This is a genomic window from Streptomyces sp. NPDC051940 (assembly GCF_040680895.1).
Taxonomy (GTDB): domain Bacteria; phylum Actinomycetota; class Actinomycetes; order Streptomycetales; family Streptomycetaceae; genus Streptomyces.
In genome coordinates, this window is sequence record NZ_JBFAXR010000100.1 from 1 (window position 1) to 24,568 (window position 24,568).

21 protein-coding genes are annotated in these 24,568 nt (G+C 72.7%); 8 read left to right on the forward strand and 13 right to left on the reverse strand.

Going from position 1 to position 24,568, the window contains the following annotated elements; translation table 11 throughout:
- Positions 1–134: 134 nt before the first annotated feature.
- Entirely contained in the window at positions 135–1,058 is a 924-nt protein-coding gene (locus tag AB0M28_RS29680; RefSeq protein ID WP_365411684.1) for a GDSL-type esterase/lipase family protein, read from the reverse strand.
- Positions 1,059–1,275: 217 nt separating this feature from the next.
- Between AB0M28_RS29680 and AB0M28_RS29685 the strand changes: the two genes are divergently transcribed.
- Positions 1,276–1,770, forward strand: coding sequence for a DUF3145 domain-containing protein (locus AB0M28_RS29685; RefSeq protein WP_365411687.1), 495 nt, complete (start codon positions 1,276–1,278; stop codon positions 1,768–1,770).
- Positions 1,771–2,000: 230 nt separating this feature from the next.
- Here the strand turns inward: AB0M28_RS29685 and fabF are convergent, their stop codons facing one another.
- From fabF to AB0M28_RS29710, 5 genes are all read right to left on the reverse strand, one after another.
- On the reverse strand, positions 2,001–3,263 hold the full coding sequence (fabF, locus tag AB0M28_RS29690) for a beta-ketoacyl-ACP synthase II (RefSeq protein WP_365411690.1): 1,263 nt from the start codon (positions 3,261–3,263) through the stop codon (positions 2,001–2,003).
- 134 nt (positions 3,264–3,397) lie between these two features.
- Positions 3,398–3,646, reverse strand: coding sequence for an acyl carrier protein (locus AB0M28_RS29695; protein ID WP_365411693.1), 249 nt, complete (start codon positions 3,644–3,646; stop codon positions 3,398–3,400).
- A 62-nt stretch (positions 3,647–3,708) separates the two neighbouring features.
- Positions 3,709–4,743: a ketoacyl-ACP synthase III gene (locus AB0M28_RS29700; RefSeq protein WP_365411696.1), complete on the reverse strand. Its 1,035-nt coding sequence runs from the start codon at positions 4,741–4,743 to the stop codon at positions 3,709–3,711.
- Positions 4,740–5,675, reverse strand: coding sequence for an ACP S-malonyltransferase (locus tag AB0M28_RS29705; RefSeq protein WP_365411699.1), 936 nt, complete (start codon positions 5,673–5,675; stop codon positions 4,740–4,742). Before AB0M28_RS29705 ends, AB0M28_RS29700 begins: the two co-directional genes overlap by 4 nt.
- Before the next feature lie 89 nt (positions 5,676–5,764).
- Complete coding sequence (locus tag AB0M28_RS29710) at positions 5,765–6,952, reverse strand: helix-turn-helix domain-containing protein (protein ID WP_365411702.1); 1,188 nt, start codon at positions 6,950–6,952, stop codon at positions 5,765–5,767.
- A 154-nt stretch (positions 6,953–7,106) separates the two neighbouring features.
- On the opposite strand from AB0M28_RS29710, the gene AB0M28_RS29715 reads away from it, so the two are divergent.
- The gene (locus AB0M28_RS29715) at positions 7,107–7,724 is read left to right on the forward strand and encodes a hypothetical protein (RefSeq protein WP_365411704.1); all 618 of its coding nucleotides are present in this window, start codon (positions 7,107–7,109) and stop codon (positions 7,722–7,724) included.
- A gap of 76 nt (positions 7,725–7,800) precedes the next feature.
- Entirely contained in the window at positions 7,801–8,475 is a 675-nt protein-coding gene (locus AB0M28_RS29720) for a pirin family protein (protein WP_365411763.1), read from the forward strand.
- 4 nt (positions 8,476–8,479) lie between these two features.
- Here the strand turns inward: AB0M28_RS29720 and AB0M28_RS29725 are convergent, their stop codons facing one another.
- The gene (locus AB0M28_RS29725; protein ID WP_365411707.1) at positions 8,480–9,292 is read right to left on the reverse strand and encodes a serine hydrolase domain-containing protein; all 813 of its coding nucleotides are present in this window, start codon (positions 9,290–9,292) and stop codon (positions 8,480–8,482) included.
- Between the two features lie 112 nt (positions 9,293–9,404).
- Here AB0M28_RS29725 and AB0M28_RS29730 point away from each other — a divergent pair, with 112 nt between their 5' ends.
- Positions 9,405–9,860 carry a MerR family transcriptional regulator gene (locus AB0M28_RS29730; protein WP_365411710.1) on the forward strand — a complete coding sequence of 152 codons (456 nt, stop codon included), beginning with the start codon at positions 9,405–9,407 and terminating at the stop codon, positions 9,858–9,860.
- 110 nt (positions 9,861–9,970) lie between these two features.
- Here the strand turns inward: AB0M28_RS29730 and AB0M28_RS29735 are convergent, their stop codons facing one another.
- Positions 9,971–10,237 carry a DUF6191 domain-containing protein gene (locus tag AB0M28_RS29735; protein WP_365411713.1) on the reverse strand — a complete coding sequence of 89 codons (267 nt, stop codon included), beginning with the start codon at positions 10,235–10,237 and terminating at the stop codon, positions 9,971–9,973.
- 222 nt (positions 10,238–10,459) lie between these two features.
- Between AB0M28_RS29735 and AB0M28_RS29740 the strand changes: the two genes are divergently transcribed.
- Positions 10,460–11,509, forward strand: coding sequence for an aldose epimerase family protein (locus tag AB0M28_RS29740; RefSeq protein WP_365411715.1), 1,050 nt, complete (start codon positions 10,460–10,462; stop codon positions 11,507–11,509).
- Between the two features lie 170 nt (positions 11,510–11,679).
- Positions 11,680–13,587, forward strand: a complete 1,908-nt coding sequence (gene otr(A) / locus AB0M28_RS29745) for a tetracycline resistance ribosomal protection protein Otr(A) (RefSeq protein ID WP_365411718.1) — start codon at positions 11,680–11,682, stop codon at positions 13,585–13,587.
- On the opposite strand, the gene AB0M28_RS29750 is transcribed toward otr(A), so the two are convergent.
- The 4 genes from AB0M28_RS29750 to AB0M28_RS29765 form a co-directional block, all read right to left on the reverse strand.
- Positions 13,568–13,993: an organic hydroperoxide resistance protein gene (locus AB0M28_RS29750; RefSeq protein WP_365411721.1), complete on the reverse strand. Its 426-nt coding sequence runs from the start codon at positions 13,991–13,993 to the stop codon at positions 13,568–13,570. The two genes, otr(A) and AB0M28_RS29750, sit on opposite strands and share 20 nt — an antisense overlap.
- 74 nt (positions 13,994–14,067) lie before the next feature.
- Positions 14,068–15,180 carry a magnesium and cobalt transport protein CorA gene (locus AB0M28_RS29755; protein WP_365411765.1) on the reverse strand — a complete coding sequence of 371 codons (1,113 nt, stop codon included), beginning with the start codon at positions 15,178–15,180 and terminating at the stop codon, positions 14,068–14,070.
- A 398-nt stretch (positions 15,181–15,578) separates the two neighbouring features.
- The gene (locus AB0M28_RS29760; protein WP_365411768.1) at positions 15,579–17,573 is read right to left on the reverse strand and encodes a SpoIIE family protein phosphatase; all 1,995 of its coding nucleotides are present in this window, start codon (positions 17,571–17,573) and stop codon (positions 15,579–15,581) included.
- A 174-nt stretch (positions 17,574–17,747) separates the two neighbouring features.
- On the reverse strand, positions 17,748–18,176 hold the full coding sequence (locus AB0M28_RS29765; protein WP_365411724.1) for a MarR family transcriptional regulator: 429 nt from the start codon (positions 18,174–18,176) through the stop codon (positions 17,748–17,750).
- Positions 18,177–18,222: 46 nt separating this feature from the next.
- On the opposite strand from AB0M28_RS29765, the gene AB0M28_RS29770 reads away from it, so the two are divergent.
- On the forward strand, positions 18,223–19,242 hold the full coding sequence (locus tag AB0M28_RS29770; RefSeq protein WP_365411727.1) for an NADP-dependent oxidoreductase: 1,020 nt from the start codon (positions 18,223–18,225) through the stop codon (positions 19,240–19,242).
- Between the two features lie 289 nt (positions 19,243–19,531).
- On the opposite strand, the gene AB0M28_RS29775 is transcribed toward AB0M28_RS29770, so the two are convergent.
- The gene (locus tag AB0M28_RS29775; protein ID WP_365411730.1) at positions 19,532–20,590 is read right to left on the reverse strand and encodes a peptidoglycan DD-metalloendopeptidase family protein; all 1,059 of its coding nucleotides are present in this window, start codon (positions 20,588–20,590) and stop codon (positions 19,532–19,534) included.
- Between the two features lie 306 nt (positions 20,591–20,896).
- On the opposite strand from AB0M28_RS29775, the gene AB0M28_RS29780 reads away from it, so the two are divergent.
- Positions 20,897–24,568, forward strand: a complete 3,672-nt coding sequence (locus tag AB0M28_RS29780) for a nitrate reductase subunit alpha (RefSeq protein WP_365411733.1) — start codon at positions 20,897–20,899, stop codon at positions 24,566–24,568.

Genomic DNA, 24,568 nt, shown 5'->3' on the forward strand with positions numbered 1-24,568 from the left:
CGGAGCTCGTCGTCGAGATCCAGCTGGCGCAGATGAGCAAGCGGGCCGTGCACGACTACGTCTCCTTCGAGACGCGGCTCAACCAGCGCATCGGCCCGCACGCGGGGAGGTCACGGCCCCGTTGTGCCCGCCGTCTACGCGCCGCCCGTGATCCTGTCGTACGCCAGTTCCGCCAGTTCGCCCTGGCCCGACTTGTTCGGGTGGAAGTAGTCCCACTTGCTGAGGTGGGACGGGGTGAACGCGAAGGTGAACGTGGCGCCTTCGTCGTAGCGGCAGAGGGGGTGCTTGGCGCACTCCGTGCGCAGGGCCTCGTTGTAGGCGCGGACCCGGTCGAGGACCGCGGTGCGGCGGTTGACGGTCTGCGGGTCGAAGGAGACGGGGGACTTCAGCATCGACTGGCAGATGCCGAGGGACCAGATCCTGCGCGTCATCTCGTTGTTGTGGCCGACCTTCCAGAGGCGTTCGAGGTTCGGCACGCTGGAGACGTAGACCTGGGTCTTCGGCAGGCGCTGCCTCAGTTCGGCCAGGACCGAGGCGAACGTCTGCCGGTAGGTGCCGACCGACGTCATGGCCGTCGGGGTGGTGACGCAGGCGTCGTTCGCGCCCATCAGGATCGTCACCAGCTCCGGCTTACGGGCGATCGCCTCATCCGTCTGGGCGGGGAGGTCGTCCATCTGCGCGCCCGTTCGGGCGAAATTCCAGACCCGGTTCGCGGGGGTCCCGAGGCGCGCGGCGACGCTGTCGACGTCGCCGGAGGTGCCCGTCGCCCAGGACACCTCGGGGCAGTCCGCGAGTGCGTCGCACGCGTCGAAGCCCCGGGTGATCGAGTCGCCGAGCGCGGCGAGGGAACCGGGCGAGGTGTCCCACTGCGGGCCCTTCGGCCTGGGGGACGCCTTCGCGCGGGCGGGGGGTGAAGTCGCCGCCCTGGCCTCCGCGTTGGGGTCGCCCGCCGAGCAGCCGGCCAGCGCCAGCAGGGCCGTGACACCCGCCACCGCGGTCACGCTCCGTACGCCCAGGCCCTTCCGCCACATCCGCATCCCTGTGCCCTTTCGCGCCACGGGGCCTCCCCCGAACGGACGTCGGCCCCTCCCCGTACCGACGGTACGACACTCGCGGACGCGTCCGGCACGGTAGTTTTTCCCCAGCGACCGGGGAGCGTTTCACGACGGAGATGACACGGAGTCACATCGTGTCCTGTTTGACTGCATTCCGCCCCGGAAGTGTTTACTCTAGGCAACCCTGGGGAGCTGCGGCCGTCTCGAATCGGAGGTCCAGGTGACGACACGTGGAGTGTTGTACGTGCACTCGGCACCGCGCGCGCTGTGCCCGCACGTCGAATGGGCCGTCGCCGGAGTCCTCGGCTGCCGGGTGAGCCTGGACTGGATCCGGCAACCGGCGTCGCCCGGCACCTGGCGCGCGGAGTTCTCCTGGCAGGGCGAGCCCGGTACGGCGTCCAAGCTGGCGTCCGCGCTGCGCGGCTGGCATCTGCTGCGCTTCGAGGTCACCGCCGAGCCCTGCGCGAGCGCCGAGGGAGAGCGCTTCTCCGCCACCCCCGACCTGGGCATCTTCCACGCCGTCACGGGACTGCACGGCGACATCCTGATCCCCGAGGACCGGCTGCGGGCCGCGATGGCGCGCTCCGCGCGCGGCGAGTCGGAGCTGGAGGCGGAGATCTCCAAGCTGCTCGGCAAGCCCTGGGACGACGAGCTGGAACCTTTCCGCTACGCCGGTGAGGGCGCTCCCGTGCGGTGGCTCCACCAGGTGGTGTGAGGCTCCCCCGCGGGCGGCGTGCGGCCCCTGTGCGGGGCGTGTGCGCCCCCGTCTGGCCGGTTTTCGCCCCTACGCCCATCTCAGCGCCGTAACGCGACCCCCACCTCAACGCCGTAACGCGCCTCCCACCTCAACGCCGTAACGCAACCCCCGGCGGGACCGCCGTACACGGCAAAAGGCGCCCGGAGCCCGAAGGCCCCAGGCGCCCTTTCGCGTCGGCGGACGGACGGTCAGATCGTCCGGAACGCCAGCACCACGTTGTGGCCGCCGAAGCCGAACGAGTTGTTCAGCGCGGCGATACGGCCCTCCGGCAGCGGACGGACCTCGGCGGAGACGAGCGTCGCGTCGACCTCGTCGTCCAGGTTGTCGATGTTGATCGTCGGCGGGGCGAGGCGGTTCTGCAGCGCCAGCACCGTCGCGACCGTCTCGATGCCGCCGGCGCCGCCGAGGAGGTGGCCGGTCATCGACTTGGTGGCGGAGACGGCGATGTGGGCCAGGTCGTCGCCCAGCACCTTGCGCAGCGCCTTGATCTCCGCGACGTCGCCCTGGGGGGTGGAGGTGGCGTGCGCGTTGACGTGCACGATCTCCGCGGCGTCGAGCTCGTTCTCCGCCATCAGGTTCTCCACAGCGGCGGCGACGCCGCGTCCCGTGGGCTCCGGCTGGGCGATGTGGTGCGAGTCGGCGGACAGGCCCTGGCCGACGGCCTCGCAGTAGATCTTCGCGCCGCGCGCGGCGGCGTGCTCGGCGGACTCCAGGACGATGACGCCGGCGCCCTCGCCGAGGACGAAGCCGTCACGGGCCTTGTCGTACGGGCGGGATGCCTTGGTGGGCTCGTCGTTGTTCTTCGACATCGCCATCATGTTGGCGAAGGCGACGATGGGCAGCGGGTGGATCGCCGCCTCGGTGCCGCCGGCGACGACGACGTCGGCGCGGCCGGTGCGGATCATCTCGATCGCGTAGCCGATGGCCTCGGCGCCGGACGCGCAGGCGGAGACGGGGGTGTGCACGCCCGCCTGGGCGTTCACCTCGAGGCCGACGTTCGCCGAGGGCGAGTTCGGCATCAGCATGGGCACGGTGTGCGGCGAGACCCGCCGTACGCCCTGCTCCTTGAGTACGTCGTACTGGCCCAGCAGCGTGGTGACGCCGCCGATGCCGGAGGCGATGACCGCGCCCAGGCGCTCGGGGGCGATGTGGCCGTCCTCGCCGGCCTTGCCGGTGTAACCGGCGTCCGCCCAGGCCTCGCGGGCCGCGATCAGCGCGAACTGCGCGGAGCGGTCCAGCTTGCGGGCCTGCGGGCGGGGGATGACCTCGGTGGGCTCGACGGCGATCTGGCCGGCGATGCGCACGGGCAGCTCGGCGGCCCAGTCCTGCTCCAGCTTGGTGATGCCGGAGCGGCCTGCGAGCAGGCCGTCCCAGGTGGATGCGCTGTCGCCACCCAGCGGTGTGGTTGCGCCGATACCGGTGACGACCACGGTGCGATTGGTCGCGTTCACGGGATGATCTCTCCAGGTGTTGAGGGAAACGGCGCCGCCGCACGGTGGCGACAGCGATCAGCGACTCGGCCTTGCGGGACCGGAGCCCGCGGGGCCCCGGGTCCGGTCAGCCGGCCCCTGAGCCCCGCGGAGGCTCAGGACTGGTGCTTGAGGATGTAATCGGTCGCGTCGCCGACGGTCTTGAGGTTCTTGACGTCGTCGTCGGGGATCTTGACGTCGAAGCGCTCCTCGGCGGCGACGACGACCTCGACCATGGACAGCGAGTCGACGTCCAGGTCGTCGGTGAAGGACTTGTCCAGCTGGACGTCCTCGACCGGGATCCCGGCGATCTCGTTCACGATCTCGGCGAGACCGACGACGATCTCTTCCTGAGTGGCGGCCATGTGGCGCTCCTTCTTGGTTCTCTTCGTAGAGCCCGTTGTCGGGCTGGTGGGAGGGGTCGGACTCAAGGGAGGGTAACGACCGTCGCGGCGTAGACGAGTCCCGCCCCGAAGCCGATGACGAGAGCGAGGTCCCCGCTCTTCGCCTGTCCGGTCGCCAGAAGCCGCTCCATCGCGAGCGGGATCGAGGCGGCCGAGGTGTTGCCAGTGGTCTCGATGTCACGGGCGACCGTGACGTGCTCCGGCAGTTTCAGAGTCTTCACCATCGAGTCGATGATCCGCATGTTGGCCTGGTGCGGAATGAAGACGTCCAGGTCGTCCGCGGTGATCCCGGCGGCCTTCAGGGCCTCCTGGGCCACCTTGGCCATCTCGAACACCGCCCAGCGGAAGACCGTCTGGCCTTCCTGTGTGAGGGCGGGGAACTTCAGCTCGCCGTTCTCGCCGACGGGCAGCTGGGCCACGTCGCCGACGTTGAACTTGTCCCAGCCCACCGTCTGGGTGATGGTGTTCGCCTTGTCGCCCTCGGAACCCCAGACCGTGGGGCCGATGCCGGGCTCCTGGGCGGGGCCGACGATGACCGCGCCGGCGCCGTCGCCGAAGAGGAAGGCGGTGGCGCGGTCCGACTTGTCGGTGAGGTCGGACAGCCGCTCCACGCCGACCACGAGGACGTGGCTGGCGCTGCCCTCGACGATCAGGCCCTTGGCGAGGGTGAGGCCGTAGCCGAAGCCCGCGCAGGCGGCGGAGATGTCGAACGCGGCCGGCTTGCCCGCGCCGAGGCGGTGGGCGATCTCGGTGGCGATCGACGGGGTCTGCTTGAAGTGCGAGACGGTGGAGATGATCACCGCGTCGATGTCCTCGACGCTGATGCCCGCGTCCGCGACGGCCTTGCCGGCGGCGGCGATGGACATCTCCGCGACCGTCTCCTCGTCGCTCGCCCAGTGGCGGGTGGTGATACCGGAGCGGGAGCGGATCCACTCGTCGGAGGAGTCGATGTACTTCAGGATCTCCTCGTTGGGCACGACCCGGGTCGGGCGGTAGCCGCCGACCCCGAGGATGCGCGCGTACGGGGAGCCCTTGCTGGGCTTGATCTTCGCGCTCATGCGCGGGCCTCCTCGATGGCTTCCCGGGCCGCCGTGAGGTCGTCCGGGGTCTTCAGCGCGACGGTCTTCGTACCGCGCATGGCGCGCTTGGCGAGACCCGTGAGGGTGCCGCCGGGGAGCAGCTCCACCAGGGCGGTGGCGCCGTGGGCGGTGAAGGTCTCCATGCACAGGTCCCAGCGGACCGGGTTGGCGACCTGGCCGACGAGGCGGTCGACGACCTCCTGGCCGAAGGTGACGACCTGGCCGTCCTTGTTCGAGACGTACGGCGTCGCCGGGTCGGCCGGGGTCAGCTCCTTCACCTTGGCGGCGAGGGTGGCCACGGCGGGCTCCATATGCGTGGTGTGGAAGGCGCCGGCGACCTTCAGCGGGATGACGCGGGCCTTCTCCGGCTTGTCCTCGGCGAGCGCGGCGAGCTGCGCGGCGGTGCCGGCGGCGACGATCTGGCCGCCGCCGTTGATGTTGGCGGGGGTGAGCCCGAGGCCCTGCAGATGCGCGACCACGGCGTCCGGGTCGCCGCCGAGGACGGCGGACATGCCGGTCTCGGTGACGGCGGCGGCTTCGGCCATCGCCAGGCCCCGCTCGCGGACGAGCCGCAGGGCCTCCTCGGGGCTCAGCACGCCGGTCAGGGCGGCGGCGGTCAGCTCTCCGACGCTGTGGCCCGCCACGGCGCCCGTCTGCTCCTTGACGGCGCCGACGAGGTCGTCGCCGAAGAGGGCGTACGCGGAGACCAGGCCGGCGGCGACGAGCAGCGGCTGTGCCACGGCGGTGTCACGGATCTCGTCGGCGTCGGCCGTCGTGCCGTAGCGGACGAGGTCGATACCGGCGGCGTCGGACCAGGCGCCCAGGCGCTCGGAGAGGCCGGGAAGGTCGAGCCAGGGAGTCAGGAAGCCGGGCGTCTGGGCGCCCTGGCCGGGAGCAACGAGTACGAGCACCCTCACACCTTCTCTTGAGCGGGCCCCCTCGCGCCCGTGGGGACGGGGACGAAGAAGTTCTGGGCACTTTGTTGGAGTCCAACAAAAGTCTACGACTGGGGGTCCGTCTCCGTCAGTCGGCCCAGGATCAGGGCGATACGGAGGGTGAACGCCGATCGCACATCCGAGGGCGACCAGCCCGTGACGTCCGTCACACGTCGTAGCCGGTAGCGGACGGTGTTGGGGTGGACGAAGAGCATCCGGGCGGCGCCCTCGAGGCTGCTCGCCTGCTCCAGATAGACGCTCAGGGTCTCCAGGAGGGCCGAACCGGCTTCCTCCAGCGGTCTGTAGATCTCCTCCACCAACTGCTCGCGGGCGGCCGGATCTCCGGCGATCGCGCGCTCCGGCAGGAGGTCGTCCGCGAGGACGGGGCGGGGCGCGTCCTGCCAGGCGCCGCACGCCTTCAGGCCCGCGGCGGCGGCCTGGGCGGACTTCGTGGCGGCGAGCAGGTCGCCGACGACCGGGCCGGCGACGACGGGGCCGCGGGCGAACGGGCCGATGAGGGACTTGGCGGCCTTCAGCGGATCGGGGCTGCCGCCGGCGATGACGACCAGCCGGTCGCCGAGCACACCGGTCAGGACCTGCAGCTTCGCGTGCCGGGCGGCGCGGCGGATGGCCTCGACGGTGAGCTCGCTGTCGCCGTCGGGGGCGGTGCCGAGGACCACGCACACATGCTCGGGGCTGTTCCAGCCGAGCGCCGCCGCGCGGGACAGCGCGCCCTCGTCGGCCTCGCCGGAGAGCACGGCGTTGACCACCAGGGACTCGAGCCTGGCGTCCCAGGCGCCGCGGGCCTCGGCGGCCTGGGCGTAGACCTGGGCGGTGGCGAAGGCGATCTCGCGGGCGTAGACCAGGAGGGCCTCGCGCAGCACGGACTCGTCGCCGGGGGCGGCGACCTCGTCGATGGCCGACTCCATGACCTCGATGGTCGTACGGACCATCTCCACCGTCTGCCGCAGCGTGATCGCCCGGGTCAGCTCGCGCGGGGCGGTGCCGAAGACGTCGGTACTGATGGCCTGCGGGGTCTCGGGGTGCCGGAACCACTCGGTGAACGCGGCGATGCCCGCCTGGGCGACCAGGCCGATCCAGGAGCGGTGCTCCGGCGGCATGGCCCGGTACCAGGGCAGCTGCTCGTCCATCCGGGCGATGGCGGCGGCGGCCAGCTCGCCGGACGACTTCTCCAGTCGCTTGAGCGTGGCCGCGTGGGAGTGGTCGCTGCGCGGGGCTTCGGGTTCGGGCACGCGTCCAAGGGTAGGCCCGTGCTGCGGGTACGGCGCCCACGGCTGTGGACGGAGCGTCCGCGGCCGGCCCGGCGGTTGTGCACAGGGGGTTGCCGAGCGGGCGGCGCGGCCGGTACCACTGTCGTCGTCCGGTCGCCGAGTCGGGGGTTTGGCCGTGGAGTTGACGTACGAGGGACTGGCCGAGGCGGCCGCCCGGCAGCCCGCGCACCGTGGGCGCGTGCTCGCGCCCGCGCAGCCGGTGGAGGCGCAGTTCACACCGGGCCCGTGGTACCGGGTCCGGGCGCTGCGGCAGGAGGCGAGCCTGCTGGAGGCGGCGGGCGCGGTGCTGCTGCTGATCGCGGTGGTCCCCGGCGCGGTGCTGGTCGCGCGGGGTTCGGGGATCGGTGCCGCGGCGGGCGTCGGGGCGCTCGGGTTCTTCCTGGGCCTCGGCCTGTGGGTGGACTTCCGCAGGGGCATACCGCGGCTGCAGTCGTACGCGGACGCGGTCAGCGGCGGGGCGCGGTGTGAGGTGCGTTACGTCGCGCTGCAGGAGCCGCGCGCGTTCAGGGCGTGGCTGGTGCTCTTCCCGCCGCCGGGCGCCCCGGACCCGGCGCCCCTCGCGGCGGTGCCGATCGGCGACTCCCCGCAGCCCGCGCCGTACGGCCCGGCGGAGCTGCGCGGCGACCTGCCCGCGGCGGTCCCGGTGATCGGGAACCGGGCGTGGTGGCCGAAGGAGGACGCGGTGACGGACGCGGCGGGGATACGCGAGACCGTGGGGCGGGTGCTGGGCTGAGCCCACCGGGCGTGAACTCGGCGTCCGCCGGGCGCGGTTACGTGAGCGTGGCCGCGTGACGGCGTACCGTGAGCGGGTGATTCAGGTGCGGCGGGGCGAGGGTCGGTATCGGGGCGGGGACGAGGCGGCGGGGATCGAGTCCTTGCACGCGTTCTCGTTCTCCGGGTTCTACGACCCGTCCAATGTGCGCTTCGGGGCGCTGGTCGCGTGCAACGAGGAGCGGCTGAAGGCCGGTTCGGGCTTCGACGAGCACCAGCACCGCGATATGGAGATCGTGACCTGGGTCGTCGAGGGCGAGCTGACCCACCGCGACTCCAAGGGCAACCGGCATGTCGTCCGCCCCGGCGACGTCCAGCACCTCAGCACCGGCAAGGGCGTCAAGCACGTCGAGCGCAACGACGGCGACGGCCCGCTGCGCTTCGTACAGATGTGGCTGATGCCCCGCAAACCGGGCGGCAGACCGGCGTACGAGCTGGTCCGCGGCATCGCCGACGGCACCCCGCTGGCCGTGGAGCGCGCCGGCGCGATGCTGCACGTGCGGCGACTGGTCGACCGCGAGCGCACTGCCCTGCCCGACGCGCCCTGGGTGTACGTGCACGTGGTGCGCGGCACGGTGGTGCTGGACGGCGAGCCGGTCCGCGCCGGCGACGCGGCGCGGGTCGCCGGGTCGGAGGGGCTGGAACTCACGGCCGCGGGGGCGGCGGAGGTACTGGTGTGGGAGATGAACGCGGCGGGGCCGGAGTTCGGCTAGCGCATTACGCCAGCTCCGCCAGCACCGCGTCCGTGAACGGCGGCCATGCCTCGGACGCCCACTCGCCGAACGGGCGGTCCGTGAGCGCTACGCACGCGGCCCGCGCGTCGGGGTCGACCCACAGGAACGTGCCCGACTGGCCGAAGTGGCCGTAGGTGCGCGGGGAGGACGCCGAGCCCGTCCAGTGCGGGGACTTGCCGTCGCGGATCTCGAAGCCCAGGCCCCAGTCGTTCGGGTTCTGGTGCCCGTAGCCGGGCAGGACGCCCTTCAGTCCGGGGAAGACGACGGAGGTCGCCTCGGTGTGCAGCTGCCCGCTGATCAGCCGCGGCGCCTGCAGCTCGGCGGCGAAGCGGGCCAGGTCCGCGGCCGTGGAGTGGCCGTCCTTGGCCGGGGAGCCCTCCAGGGTGGTCGAGGTCATGCCCAGCGGTACGAGCACCGCCTCGCGCAGGTACTCGGCGAACGGGATGTCCGTGGCCTTGGCGAGATGGTCGCCGAGCGCCTCGAAGCCGGCGTTGGAGTAGAGCCGGCGGTTGCCGGGCGCGGCGAAGATCCGGGGCTCGTCGAAGCCGAGGCCGGAGGTGTGCGCGAGCAGATGGCGTACGGTCGAGCCCTCCGGGCCGGCCGGCTCGTCCAGCTCGACGGCGCCCTCCTCGACGGCGACCAGCACGGCGTACGCGGCCAGCGGCTTGGTCACCGAGGCGAGGTAGAAGCGGTGGTCCTGCGGACCGTGCGTGGCGGCGACGGTGCCGTCCGCGCGTACGACGGCGGCGGCCGCCGTCCGGACCGGCCAGTTCTCGATCATCCGCAGACTCTCCATGCTGTCGAGGTTAACGTCCCCGGTCCGGATGGCGGGCGGCGGGAGCACGGCGGGCGTCCGTCGCCGTAGGGTGCTTGCTTGGAGTGCACTCCAAGTCTCTAGCGTGGGGGCCATGACCGTGACCGACACCGCCGCAGTGACCGAGTCCGCCGCCGTCGCCAAGGTCGACCAGTGCGTGTCCGAGACCGTGCCGAAGCCGCGGCCGGACGGCCAGGACAACTACACCATCAGCGAGGTGTCCGCGATCACGGGCCTCAGCGCGTACACGCTGCGCTGGTACGAGCGGATCGGGCTGATGTCGCGCGTCGACCGCTCGGCCACGGGGCAGCGGCGCTACAACAGCGAGGACCTGGGCTGGCTGGGGTTCGTCGGCAAGCTGCGGCTGACCGGGATGCCGGTGGCGGACATGGTGCGGTACGCGGAGCTGGTGCGGGAGGGCGACCACACGTTCGCCGGCCGGCAGGAGCTGCTGGTGCGGCACCGCGAGGACGTACGTCAGCACATCGCGGATCTGCAGGCGACGCTGGCGGTCCTCGACTTCAAGATCGAGCTCTACGGGCGCGGCTGAGGGCGTTCCCGCGGCTCACCCGTACCGGATCTGCAGGAACAGGCACGCGGTCAGGGCTAGTACGCCGAGCACGGCGTGCAGGCCCAGGGCGCCGTGGTTGCGGATCCTGGTCATGGCCGGTCGCGCCGGATGACCGCCCGGCCCCGGTCGAGGTCGACCGTGCTGTGCGCGGGCGGGGCGCCGTCGCCCTCGTCGTCCCGCAGCTGCGACTGGCGCTCCCGCTGCTCCTGGACCTGCAGTCCACTGGGGTGGAAGAGCTCGTCCATGGCCTGCAGGTACACCGCGCCCACACCGCGGGCCGTGCGGCGGCGTCTCGCGACGAGGAGGAAGAGCAGCACCCAGAGGGTGCCGAGGACGGTGATGACGGCCATCAGCATGCGGGGCTCCCCTCGGGGGATGGGGCGGGATCGGTCCGGGCCGGCGGGCCGGGATCTTCTCGCAGGCTACTTCACGGCATCCCGGAACGGACGGGGCCGTTCGGCGCCAAATCCGGGTGCGTGCGGCCGGGTCGCGGGCCGCGGCCGACAAGGATCTCTGGACACCGCGAACGTCGCGCGGGCGGGCGCGTTGGTCTGGGCCTGGCCCCCTAGAGTGGGGTCATGATCTCGACCTCCCCCTTCGGCAAGCTCGACGACGGCACGCCCATCGAGTGCTGGACCCTGCAGGCCGGGGGTGTGCGGGCCGACGTGCTGACCTACGGCGGGATCGTGCACCGGCTGGCCGTGCCGGGGCGGGACGGCGAGGTGGCGAACGTCGTGCTCGGGATGCCGGACCTGGACGGGTACCGGGCGGAGCCCGGGCCGTACTTCGGGGCGGTCATCGGGCGGTACGCCAACCGCATCGCCGGCGCCCGCTTCACCCTCGACGGGCGCGAGTACCGGCTGCCCGCCAACGACGGCGCCAACTGCCTGCACGGCGGCGAGCACGGCTTCGACCGGCGCGTGTGGACCGCCGAGGCCGCCGGCGACGCGGCCGTCACCCTGCGGCGCACCAGCCCCGACGGCGAGGAGGGCTTCCCGGGGACCGTCGAGGTGGCCGTGACGTACACCGTGGGCGGCGACGGGACGCTGCGCATCGACTACGAGGCGACCACCGACGCCCCGACCGTCGTCAGCCTCACCAGCCACGGCTACTTCAACCTCGACGGCGAGGGCGGCGGCAGCGCCGAGGCGCACGTGCTGCGGCTGGACGCCGGGCACTACACCCCGAACGGGCCCGCGGGCACGCCCACCGGCGAGTTGGCGCCGGTCGACGGGACGCCGTTCGACTTCCGCGCGCCGAAGCCGGTCGGCGCGGACATCCGCGCGGGGCATCCGCAGCTGCTGCTCGGGCACGGCTACGACCACAACCTCGTGCTCGACAAGGGCGTGACCGCCGAGCCGGTGCCCGTGGCCGAGCTGCACTCCCCCGCCTCGGGCCGCACGATGACCGTCGCGACCACCGCGCCGGGCCTGCAGCTGTACACCGGCAACTACTTCGACGGCTCCTTCACGGGCACCTCGGGCCGCGTGTACCGGGCGACGGACGGCGTCGCCCTGGAGACGCAGTTCTTCGCCGACTCCCCCAACCAGCCGCACTTCCCGTCCACCGTGCTGCGGCCGGGCGAGGTGCACCGGTCGGCGACGGTGTACGGGTTCGGCGTGCGCTGAGCCCCCCGCGCACCGGCTCACCCGCACGGCGGAAAACCGGTTGCCCCGCCGCCCCACCTCCCTGCCACCATGGCCGCGTCACTGCCCCGCGAGCCAGGAGCACCGCATGCGCGTCCTCGGAACGATCCAGCGCCCCCATTCCGCGATCGTTTCGAAGGACACCGCCCGCCATGCACCCGTCCCGCCCGCGCACCACCCTGAACCTGGGCATCCTCGCCCACGTCGACGCCGGTAAGACCAGCCTCACCGAGCGCCTGCTGTACGACGGCGGCGCCATCGACCGGCTCGGCAGCGTCGACGCCGGCGACACCCGTACGGACACGGGTGAGCTGGAGCGGCAGCGCGGCATCACGATCCGCACCGCCGTGGCCCCGTTCACCATCGGGGACGTGCAGGTCAACCTCATCGACACACCCGGCCACCACGACTTCATCGCGGAGGTGGAGCGGGCCCTCGGCGTGCTCGACGGCGCGGTGCTCGTGCTGTCGGCCGTGGAGGGCGTACAGGCGCAGACGCGCGTGCTGATGCGCACGCTGCGGCGGCTGCGCCTGCCCACGCTGCTGTTCGTCAACAAGATCGACCGGGCCGGCGCCCGGGACGCGGAGCTGCTCGCGGACATCCGCCGGCTGCTGGCGCCCCATGTGCTGCCGCTGACCGCCCCGTCGGCGCCGGGCACGCCGCGCGCCGGGGTCGTACGCCTCGATCCGGATCCGGAGGTGCTGGCGGAGGCCGACGACGCGGTGCTCGCGCGGTACGTGGACGGACCCCCGCCCACGCCCGGGCAGTTGACGCGCGCGCTGGCCCGGCGCACGGCCGACGGCTCGCTGCATCCGCTGTACGTCGGCTCGGCGCTCGGCGGGCAGGGGGTGGCGGAGCTGATGGAGGGCATCGTCCGGTGGATCCCGCCGCGGTCCGGTTCCCGTGCGGCGGATCGCGGGCCCGCGCCGCGGGGCGTGGTGTTCTCCGTGAACCGCACGTCCGGCGGGGCGCGCACAGCGTATCTGCGGCTCTTCGAGGGAGAGGTGCGGGCGCGGCAGCCGCTGGAGTTCCGCAGGCGGCAGGCGGACGGCTCGGTCGAGACCCTCGCGGGTCGGCCCACCTCCGTGGACGTGGTCGGCTCCGGCACCGTCCTGACGGCGGGCGACATCGCGGCCGTGCGCGGCGTCCCCGGCGTGCGGGTCGGGGACGTGCTCGGCGAAGACCCCGGTACGGGCGGGCTGTTCACGCCCCCGGGCCTGGAGACCGTCGTACGGGCGAAGGACCCGGAGCAGGCCGGGCGGCTGCGAGCGGCGCTGCTGGCGCTGGCCGAGCAGGATCCGCTGATCCACGCCCGCCCGGCGGCCGGCGGTCATACGTCGGTGCTGCTGTACGGCGAGGTCCAGCAGGAGATCATCGAGGCGACCCTGGCCGCCGAATACGGCATCGCGGCGGACTTCGAGCCCCCGCGCACGGTGTGTCTGGAGCGGCCCGCCGGCACCGGCTCCCACGTCCGCGAGGTCGAACGGCGCGGCCCGGCCGACCCGTTCGCCACGGTGGGCCTGCGGGTGGAGCCCGGCCCGCGCGGCTCGGGCGCCGTCTTCCGCTACGAGACGGAGCTGGGCGCGCTGCCCCGCGCCTTCCACCAGGCCGTCGAGGACTCGGTGTACGAGGCGCTGCACACCGGGCCGCACGGCTGGGCGGTGACCGACGTACGGGTCACGATGATCCGCTCCGGCTTCGTGGCCCCGGTGAGCACCGCCGGCGACTTCCGCACACTGACGCCGCTCGTCCTGGCCGAGGCGCTGCGGCGCGCGGGCACCCGGGTGTACGAGCCGTATCTGGCGTTCGAGGCGGAGGTCCCGGCCGACGCGCTGGCGGCGGTGGTGGCGGGCCTGTCCGGGCTGGGCGCGGAGGTCCGCGAGACGGCGCCCGGTCACGGGGCGTGGCTGGTGGCGGGCGAGGTCCCGGCGCGGGCGGCGCGCGAGTGCGGGACGCGGCTGCCGGGGTGGACGCGCGGGGAGGGCGTGTGGACGTCCCGCCCGGCGGCGGACCGGCCGGCCGCCGGGCGTCCCGTCCGGGTCACCGCACGTCGAGGGTGACCTCGATGTTGCCGCGGGTGGCCTTGGAGTACGGGCAGACCTGGTGGGCCCTGGCCACCAGGTCGCGGGCGGCGGCCGGGTCGAGGGCCGGTATCCGGGCGGTGATGGCCACCCGGATACCGAAACCGTCCTCGCCCCGGCCGATGCCGACCTCGGCGGTGACCGTGGCGCCGGAGACGTCCAGGCCCTCGTTGCGGGCGACGACGCCGAGGGCGCCCTGGAAGCAGGCGCTGTAGCCGGCGGCGAAGAGCTGCTCGGGGTTGGTTCCGGCGCCGGATCCGCCCATCTCCCTGGGCGGGTTGACGACGACGTCGAGGCGGCCGTCGTCGGTGGCCACCCGGCCGTCGCGGCCGTTCTCGGCGGTGGCCGTGGCGGTGTAGAGGACGTCTGCGGTGGTGATGGGCATACGGATTCCCTTCAACAGTTTGTTGAAGGGAGGCTATCCCTGTCCCGTCCTGCCTGGTCGTCCGGGGTTGTGTTTCAGAGCCAGTCGCGCTTCTTGAAGACGAGGTACAGGCTGAGGCAGACCACGCCCATCAGCGCCACCGCGAACGGGTAGCCCAGCGTCCAGTGGAGTTCGGGCATGTGGTCGAAGTTCATGCCGTAGATCGTGCCGACGAGGGTGGGCGCGAAGAGGATGGCCGCCCAGGCGGAGATCTTCTTGATCTCCTCGTTCTGCGCGTGGCCGGCCTCCGCCAGGGCCTTCATCTCCTCGTTCTGCTGCTGGCTGACGAGGGTGGCGTTCACGGTGAGGATGTCCTGCAGCGCGGAGCGGAACGCGTCCACGCGCTCGGTGACGTGGGTGGCGTGGTCCGCGACGTCGCGCAGATAGCGGCGCAGCTCGTCCTCGATGCCGTACTTCTCGAAGCCCGCCGACAGCCCGCCGAGCATCCGGTGCAGCGGGCGGGTGGCGCGCTGGAACTCCACGACCTCGCGGGAGAGCTCGTAGATACGGCGGGAGACGCCGGGGGCGCTGCCGAAGACCTCGTTCTCGATCTCGTCGATGTCGTTCTCCACGCCGGCCACCACGGGCAGGTAGCCGTCGACGACGGCGTCGAGGATCGCGTACAGCACGGCCTCCGGACCGCGTTTGAGCAGCTCCGGGCTGTGCTCCATACGGCGGCGGACCGCGGCCAGGTCGGGGGCGGCGCCGTGCCGCACGGTGATCACGAAGTCGCGGCCGACGAAGACGTGCAGCTCGCCGAAGTCGACCTCCTCGATGTCGTCGAGGTAGCGGGCGGCGCGCAGCACGACGAAGAGGGTTTCGCCGTAACGCTCCAGCTTGGGGCGCTGGTGGGCCTCCAGGGCGTCCTCCAGCGCGAGGGGGTGGAGGTCGAACTCCTCGGCCAGGGAGTGCAGCTCGGCCGGGGTCGGCCGGTAGAGGCCGATCCAGGCCATGCCGCCGGGCTTCTCGCGGAGCTGGCGGAAGGTGTCCGCGAGGTCGCCGGGGGTGCTGATGCGCTGCCCGTCGTCGTACAGCGCCGCCGTGACGACGCTGCTCGCCTGCGGGTACGGCTCCGGCTCCGCCGGTCCCGCGGGCTCCGTCTCCGGCTCCGCGGGTGCCGGGGGCGGGGTGGGGCGCTTGGCTGGCATGCCGAAGGCGCGCAGCCTTCGCTTACGACGCTCGGACACGGGTGAAGCCTATCGACGTGGGCGTTGCGCTGCGCGTTTGGCGGTCCGTCGGGGGGTGCGGTCCCGCTGCGCGGGGGCCGCCGCGCCCGGTGGTTGGGTTTCGCGTTCGGCGCCCTCGGGTTGCCCGGGTGGGCGGATCGCTTCGGGTGGCGGCGCCGCCCCGCGCCTTCGGCGCGGGGGTTGCCCCCACCCACACGCCGCCCGTTGCTGGTTCGCTTGCCTGACGTCGGCGCCTTCGGTTGTGGGTGGCCGGGGCGGGGCAGGGCCGGGGTCCGCCCCCAGTCCGTCCGGCGTTTGGGGACGAGCGACGTTCAGGCGCGTACGCGGGGGTGGAGCCGCCGCTGCGGGAGGCTGCGGGGCTACAGCGCGAACTCCGCCCACACCACCTTGCCTGACCCCCGGGCCTCCACTCCCCACACGTCCGCCAGGCGGTCCACTAGCAGCAGACCGCGGCCGGACACCCCCGACTCTCCCGGCTCCCGCCGGCGAGGCATCGCGCTCGACTGGTCCGCCACCTCCACCCGGATCCGGGGGCCGGGAGTCCCGGAGGGCATCCGGGCGGTCACCACCGCCGGGCCGTCCGTGTGCAGCAGCGCGTTGGTGATCAGCTCGTCGGAGACCAGCTCCACCTCGTCCGACCGGTCACCCGCGCCCCACGCCCGTACCGCCGCGCGGATCATGTGACGCGCGGCCGACAGCCCCTCCGGGTCCGCGGGCGCGATGTGCTGGGTGAGCCGCCCGCCCACGTCGACCGTGCCCGCGGGCCCCTCGCGGCGCAGCGCCAGCAGTGCCATGTCGTCCTCCGCCCCCCGCGCGTCGACGACGTCGAGGAGCCGGTCCGCGAGCCCGCCCAGGTCGTACGGCCCGGACCCGACCAGGCCCGCGAAGTGCCGCATGCCCTCGTCGAGCCCCGCCCCGGGCTGCTCCAGCAGCCCGTCCGTGCACAGCAGCAGCGTGTCGCCGGGTTCGAGGTCGATGCGCGTCACCGGGTACTCCAGCCGCCCGAAGTCCGCCGACAGCCCGAGCGGGAGTCCGCCGGGCACGGACAGCCAGCGCGCCGTCCCCTCCCGGTGCCGGATGAGCGGATCGATGTGCCCGGCGCGCACGATCCGCATCGCCCCGGACTCGAGGTCCACCTCGGCGTAGCAGCAGGTGGCGAACCGGCTCGTGTCCAGGTCGTGCAGGAACTGGGAGGCGCGCGCCATCACCGTCGCCGGAGCGTGCCCCTCCGCGGCGTACGCGCGCAGCACGATCCGCAGCTGCCCCATCACCGCGGCCGCGTGCGTGTCGTGCCCCTGTACGTCCCCGATCACCGCGGCCACCCGCCCCCCGGGCAGCGGGATCACGTCGTACCAGTCGCCGCCGATGTCGCGCCCGGACCCCGCCGAGCGGTACCGCACGGCGACCTCCGCCCCCGCCAGCTCGGGGATCGACCGCGGCAGCATCGCCTGCTGCAGGTCCTCGGCGAGGTCGTGCTCCTGGTCGAAGAGCGTGGCCCGCTGCAGGCTCTGCGCGATGCTGCTGGTCAGGGCGATCAGCAGATTGCGCTCCTCGGGGCTGAAGGTGGACTTGTCCTGGTAGAACAGCCCGAGCACCCCGATCGCCCGCCCCTCGGCGATCAGCGGCAGATACGCGCCGGAGTCGATGTTCCGCGGCTCGATGTACGGCCACAGCCGCGGGTAGCGCCGTTTGAACTCCTCGCGCGAGAGCACGAACAGCGGCCGCAGGGTCCGTACGACGTCACTCATCGGGAGCGGGTCCGTGACCCGGGTGAACTCCGTTCCCGCCGCGAAGCTGCCCGCCTGCCCCTCGGCGATCAGCGTGATGTGGCCGGCCTCGACCAGTCCCATGATCACGTTGGAGGCCCCGAGGCGCTTCAGCCCCTCGGGCCCGTCGAGCACGTCGATGACCTCGCCCACCGTGCGGGCGTGGGCGAGGGCGGCGGTGGTGGACTCGACGACGGACGTCTGCCGGGCCCGCTCCTGGTCGAGGGCGAGCTGCGCGGCGGAGTACGTGAGCTCCAGCGTCGCGTCCCGCACGATGCCGATGATCCGCACCGGCCGGCCGTCGTCGTCGCGCTGGATGGAGCCCTGGGTGTGGGTCCAGCGCAGGGTGCCGTCGCGGCAGCGGATGCGGAAGTACGCGCCGTAGCTGGCGGAGCCGTCCTTCAGGGCGCGGGAGACGAGCCCGTCGAGCCGGTAGCCCTCGCTGGCCGGGACCCGGCTGCCCAGGGTGCCCGGCTGCCCGTCGTACTCGTCGGGCCGCAGGTCGAAGACCTCCAGCGCGGCGGCGTCCATCGGCATCAGACCGGTCTGGAGGTCCCAGAGGAAGGTGCCCATCCGGTTCAGCGACATGGCGCGGCCGAGGTCCGGGTGGGCTGGCCAGTCGGGGGGCAGCTCAGCCGACGGGGAGGGGCCGGACCGGTCGTTCACCCCACTAACTCTGGGGCCTGATCGGGCGGCGCGCAGCTCAGGACGGGCCCCCCGGGGGGTGCACGGTCGCCGCGCCGCAGGGGCCGGGGGGACCGGTCAGGCGTCCGCCATGCGGCGCAGCAGGCCGCGCAGCACGAGGCGCTCCTCCGGCGCCAGGGCGCCCAGCGGCTCGCGGGCGAAGTCCAGGGACTCCCGCAGCTCGGCGGCCACCCGCAGGCCCTCCTCGGTGGGGGCCGCGAGCTTGACCCGCCGGTCGCCGGGGTCCGCCCGCCGCTCCACCAGGCCCCGGGCCTCCAGCCGGTCGACGATGCCGGTGATGTTGGACGGCTCGCACTTCAGCCGGGTGGCGATACGCCGCATGGGCAGCGGCTCCAGGGTGAGCAGCGACAGCACACGGGCGGCGGCGCCGGTGAGGGACTGGGCGGCGGCGGCCCGGTCGTACTCGGCGTGGTAGCGGGCGACGACCTCGCCGAAGAGCTCGACGACCTCGACGGTGACCTGGTCCGGGGCTGTGCGGCGTGTCATAGCCCCCAGACTACCGTTTTACTTCACTCCATGAAACATTATCCCCATGACTGTTTCACTCCCTGAAGTATCCCGCGAATGGCACCTCACCGCCCGTCCCCACGGCTGGCCGCAGCCCGACGGCTTCGCGCTGGTCGAGGCCCCGGTGCGGGCTCCCGGCGAGGGCGAGATCCTGGTCCGCAACGTCTACCTCTCCGTGGACCCGTACATGCGCGGCCGCATGAACGACGTGAAGTCCTACGTCCCGCCCTTCAAGCTGAACCAGCCCATGGACGGCGGCGCGGTGGGCGTCGTCGTCGCCTCGGGTGACGACCGCTTCGCGCCCGGCGACCACGTCCTGCACGGCCTCGGCTGGCGTGAGTACGCCACGGTCCCCGCCGGCCACGCCACGGCCGTGGACCCGGACCTGGCCCCGCTCTCGACGTACCTCGGGGTGCTGGGCATGACGGGCCTGACGGCGTACGCGGGTCTGCTGGAGGTGGCTTCCTTCAAGGAGGGCGACGCGGTCTTCGTCTCCGGCGCGGCGGGTGCCGTCGGCAGCCAGGTCGGCCAGATCGCCCGGCTGAAGGGCGCCTCGCGGGTGATCGGCAGCGCGGGCTCGGACGAGAAGGTGAAGCTGCTCGTCGAGGAGTACGGCTTCGACGCGGCGTTCAACTACAAGTCGGCGCCGGTCGCGGCGCAGCTGAAGGAGGCGGCCCCCGACGGCATCGACGTCTATTTCGACAACGTCGGCGGCGAGCACCTCGAGGCGGCGCTCAGCTCCTTCAACGTCCACGGCCGAGCGGCGATCTGCGGCATGATCGCCCAGTACAACGCCACCGAACCGCCCGCGGCCCCGCGCAACCTGGCCCTGGTGATCGGCAAGCGCCTGCGCCTCCAGGGCATGCTGGTGGGCGACCACGCCGCCCTGCGCCCGGCGTTCGTCCGCGACGTCGCGGGATGGATCCGCTCCGGGGAGCTCAAGTACAACGAGACGGTGGCGGAGGGCGTGGAGAACACCCTGGACGCGTTCCTGGGCGTCCTGCGCGGCGACAACACGGGCAAGATGATCGTCCACCTCCCCTGACCCCTGCCCGCCGGCCGGCCCCGGTCGCCTGCCCCCGGGCCCCGGCAGCGGGGCGTCGGCCCGGGTGCGGCGCCGGCGGCTGACCGCGATCGGTCAGGCAAGGCGCGCCTCCGGCTGCACGGGGGGTGCGGGACGCACTACAGCCCGGCCGGCGTTTGAGGCCGGATGGCGCGCAGCGCCGACTCGGGGGGCCGGGGGCGGAGCCCCCGCAGCGCAACCGCAGGCACCGCACGCTCACCGCACCGCACCGCACGCGCAGCGCACCCGCGCATCGAGGCGCGAGGTCCGGCTACGGCGTGACGCCCTTCGCGCGGAGCCAGGGTTCGGGGTCGATGCCCGAGCCGAACAACGGAGTGACCCGGACCTCGAAGTGGAGGTGCGGGCCCGTGGAGTTGCCCGTCGAGCCGACCCGGCCGATGTGCTGCCCCGGGAAGACCCGCTCGCCGGGCTTCGCGTCGATCTCGGAGAGGTGGGCGTAGAACGTGTAGTAGCCGTCGTCGTGCCGGATCGTCACCGAGTTGCCGAAGGCACCGTCGCAGCCCAGCTCGTACACCGTGCCGAAGCCGACCGACCGCACCGGCCGGCCCTCGTCCGCCGCGAAGTCGAGCCCCGTGTGGAGGCTCCCCCAGTGCTCGCCGGTCTGCGCGAAGCGCGAGGTGATCTCGTACTTGTCCACGGGCTTCAGCCAGTTGCTGGCCACGAACGGCTTGCCGTCCGCCGTGTCCCCGGCCCCGACGCTGAACGGCACGCTGCGCACCCACTCCGCGCACCCCCCGCTGCGCTTGCGCGCCGCGGCGAGGGCCGTGGCCTCCAGCCGCTCCAGCGTGGTGCGGGCCCGCAGCAGCTTCTGCTCGAGCGCCTGCTTCGCCCGCTGCTGGACGTACAGCTCGTGTTCCAGCTCCAGTTGCGCCTGGCCCGCGCGGGCCTTCTCGGCCTCCAGCCGCGCCTCCGCCATCCGCGTGTGGTGCAGCAGCTGCCCCGCGGCCCGCTCGCCCTTGTCGGCGAGGTAGACGCGGTCGAGGAACTCCGACGGGTCGTCGGAGAGCATGAACTGCGCGGTGGAGCCCATCGCCGACGCCTCGCCGCCGGTGCGGTACTGCTGTGCCGCGACCCGGCCGAGTTCGCCGCGCAGCCGGCTGAGCCGGCGCTGCTGGTCGCGGACCCGGACGGCCAGGCGGTCGATCTTCGTCTGCTGACGGGTGACGGCGCGCCGCGCCGACTCGTACTGCTGGGTGATCCGGCCGGCCTCCGTGAAGAGCCGGTCGACCTCGCGTTTCGCGGCCTGGAGGGTGTTCTTGTCGTCGTCGCCCGGAGCGGGCCCCTCGGCTGCGGCCGTCGGTACGGTCACGCCCAGACAGAAAGCGGTCACTGCTCCCGTAAGTGTGACAATTCGTCGCATTGGATGATCGTCACGCGACACGTGTCCCGGGCGACGCCAACACACCGCGCGGCGGTGTATGTACGCCCGTCCGGCGCAGCCGCCGGTCACGGACCCGCAGCTCAGCCTACAGATCCGGCGGCCTTGTGGCATCACTCCATTCGGCCCATCCGGCCGAGCGGTAGGGGTCTTCCGGCCCTTCAATCAGGTGTGGGCCCCCGCTCACAGTGTCCCGGTGAAGGGCCGCCACACAGCGGGCCGGCCGAGGGAGGGTCCATGACGGGAATCGACGGCACGGCCGGTGAACTGCTGCTGCGCACCGGCCGGTTCTTCACGCGCGGCGAGGTCTCCCCCGACCTGCGCAGCGTGACGAGGACGGGCGGACGCGAGGGCGACGTCTTCTACCGCGACCGCTGGAGCCACGACAAGGTCGTGAACTCCACCCACGGCGTCAACTGCACCGGCTCCTGCCGCTGGAAGGTCTTCGTCAAGGACGGGATCATCACCTGGGAGACCCAGCAGACCGACTATCCGTCGGTGGGCCCCGACAGCCCCGAGTACGAACCGCGCGGCTGCCCGCGCGGCGCCGCCTTCTCCTGGTACACCTACTCGCCGACCCGCGTGCGCTACCCGTACGTGCGCGGCGTGCTGCTGGAGATGTACCGCGAGGCGAAGCGCCGCGTGGGCGGCGACCCGGTGCTGGCCTGGGCGGACATCCAGGCCGACGCGGAACGGCGGCGCCGCTACCAGCGGGCGCGCGGCAAGGGCGGGCTGATGCGGGCCACCTGGGACGAGGCGGTGGAGATCGTCGCCGCCGCGCAGGTGCACACGATCAAGGAGTACGGGCCGGACCGGATCGCCGGCTTCTCCCCGATCCCGGCGATGTCGATGGTGTCGCACGCGGCAGGTGCCCGCTACCACTCGCTGATCGGCGCGCCGATGCTGTCGTTCTACGACTGGTACGCCGATCTGCCTGTGGCGTCCCCGCAGGTCTTCGGCGACCAGACGGACGTGCCGGAGTCCGGCGACTGGTGGGACGCCGCGTATCTGATCATGTGGGGCTCGAACGTCCCCGTGACCCGCACCCCGGACGCGCACTGGATGGCCGAGGCCCGCTACCGCGGCCAGAAGGTCGTGGTGGTCTCGCCCGACTACGCCGACAACACCAAGTTCGCCGACGAGTGGATGCACCCGCACCCCGGCACGGACGGCGCGCTCGCACTCGCGATGGGCCATGTGGTTCTGCGCGAGTGCTACGTGGACCGCCAGGTGCCGTTCTTCCATGACTACGCGCGCAAGTTCACCGACCTGCCGTTCCTCGTGACGCTGGAGGAGCGGCACGGCAGCCGCGTACCTGGGAAGTTCCTGCGCGCCTCCGATCTCGGCGACCGCGACGAGGGTGCCGAGTGGAAGACGGTCGTGCTGGACGAGGACAACGGCCAGCTGGTGGTGCCGAACGGCTCGCTCGGCTTCCGCTGGACGGAGTCCGGCAAGGGCAGGTGGAACCTGGACCTGGGCGGCCGGGTGCCCCGGCTCTCGCTGTACGGGATGGTGGCGGCGACCGGCACCGAGGTCCTGCTGCCGCGCTTCGACACCGACGGCGGCGAGCACGGCCAGGGCCGCGGTGAGACCGTGGCGCGCGGCGTGCCGGCGGTGCGGCTGGCCGACGGGCGGCTGGTGACGACCGTGCTCGACCTGCTGCTCGCCCAGTACGGCGTCGGCCGCGACGGCCTGCCCGGACAGTGGCCCCGGGGGTACGAGGACGCCTCGTCGCCCGGCACTCCGGCCTGGCAGGAGCAGCACACCTCGGTGCCCGCGGCACAGGCGGTGCGCGTCGCACGGGAGTTCGCCCGTACGGCGGAGAAGTCCGAGGGCCGCTGCATGATCCTGATGGGCGCGGGGACGAACCACTGGTTCCACTCCGAGACCATCTACCGGGGCTTTCTGGCCCTGCTCACCCTCACCGGCTGCCAGGGCCGCAACGGCGGCGGCTGGGCCCATTACGTCGGCCAGGAGAAGTGCCGCCCGGTCACCGGCTGGGCGACGCTGGCGTCGGCGAACGACTGGTCGCGTCCGCCGCGGCAGATGATCGGCACGGCGTACTGGTTCCTCAACACCGACCAGTGGCGCTACGACCGCTTCCGCGCCGACGTGCTGGCCTCCCCGCTCGGCGAGGGCCGCTTCGACGGGATGACCGGCGCCGACTGCCTGGCCCTGTCGGCCCGCGCCGGATGGATGCCGTCGTACCCGACCTTCGACCGCAACCCGCTGGAGCTGGGGGAACAGGACGACCCCGTCGCGTACACCGTCGGGGAGCTGAAGGCGGGCCGGCTCGGCTTCGCCTGCGAGGACCCCGACGCCGAGGCCAACTGGCCGCGGGTGCTGACCCTGTGGCGGGCGAACCTCTTCGGCTCCTCCGCGAAGGGCGCCGAGTACTTCCAGCGCCATCTGCTGGGCACCCACTCCTCCCTGCGCGCCGAGGAGGCGCCGCCGGAGGTGCGCCCCAGGGATGTGAAGTGGCGGGAGGAGGCGCCCGAGGGGAAGCTCGACCTGCTGCTGTCGATCGACTTCCGGATGACGTCCTCGACGCTGCTGTCGGACGTCGTCCTGCCGGCCGCCACCTGGTACGAGAAGCACGACCTGTCCAGTACGGACATGCACCCCTTCGTGCACTCCTTCACGCCGGCGGTGGACCCACCGTGGCAGGCCCGTACCGACTTCGACGCCTTCAACGGACTGGCGAAACGCTTCAGCGAACTGGCGCGCGACCATCTCGGCGTCCGCAGGGACCTGGTGGCGACCCCGCTGCAGCACGACACGCCCGGCGAGACCGCGCAGCCCGGCGGGGTGGTGCGGGACTGGCGGCGCGGGGAGTGCGAGCCCGTACCCGGGAAGACGATGCCGCAGCTGACGGTGGTGGAGCGGGACTACACCGCCGTGGCCGACAAGATGGCCTCGCTCGGCCCCAACGTTGAGAACCTCGGGCTGCCGGTGAAGGGCCTGGTCTTCAGGCCGGACGCCGAGGTCGAGTATCTGCGCCGCCTCAACGGCGCCACCCCCGAGGGCCGGCCGAAGCTGGACACCGCGGTGAAGGCGTGCAACACCATCCTCGCCCTGTCCGGCACCACCAACGGCCGTCTCGCCACCCAGGGTTTCCACTCCCTGGAGGAGCGTGTCGGCACCGAGATGGCGCACCTGTCGGCGGAGCACGAGGGCAAGCGCGTCACGTACGCCGACACCCAGGCGGCGCCCGTGCCCGTCATCACCTCGCCGGAGTGGTCCGGCAGCGAGTCGGGCGGGCGGCGCTACACGGCGTTCACCCTCAACACCGAGCATCTGAAGCCCTGGCACACCCTCACCGGCCGCCAGCACTTCTTCCTCGACCACGACTGGATCCACGAACTGGGCGAGGCGCTGCCCGTGTACCGGCCGCCGCTGGACATGAACCGGCTGTTCGGCGAGCCGGTCCTCGGGCCGGACGGGCAGCGGCAGGTGACGGTCCGCTATCTCACCCCGCACAACAAGTGGTCCATCCACTCCGAGTACCAGGACAACCTCTTCATGCTGTCCCTCTCCCGTGGCGGCCAGAGCATCTGGATGTCGCCGCAGGACGCGGACGCGATCGGCGTACGCGACAACGACTGGATCGAGGCGGTCAACCGCAACGGCGTGGTCGCCGCCCGAGCCGTCGTCTCCCACCGCATGCCGCAGGGCACCGTCTACATGCACCACGCCCAGGACCGCACGGTGAACGTGCCGAAGTCCGAGACGACCGGCAGACGCGGCGGCATCCACAACTCGCTGACCCGGCTCATCCTCAAGCCCAGCCATCTCATCGGCGGCTACGCCCAGCTGTCGTGGGCCTTCAACTACCTCGGCCCCACGGGCAACCAGCGCGACGAGGTCACCGTGATCCGGCGCCGCACCGAGCAGGAGGTGACGTACTGA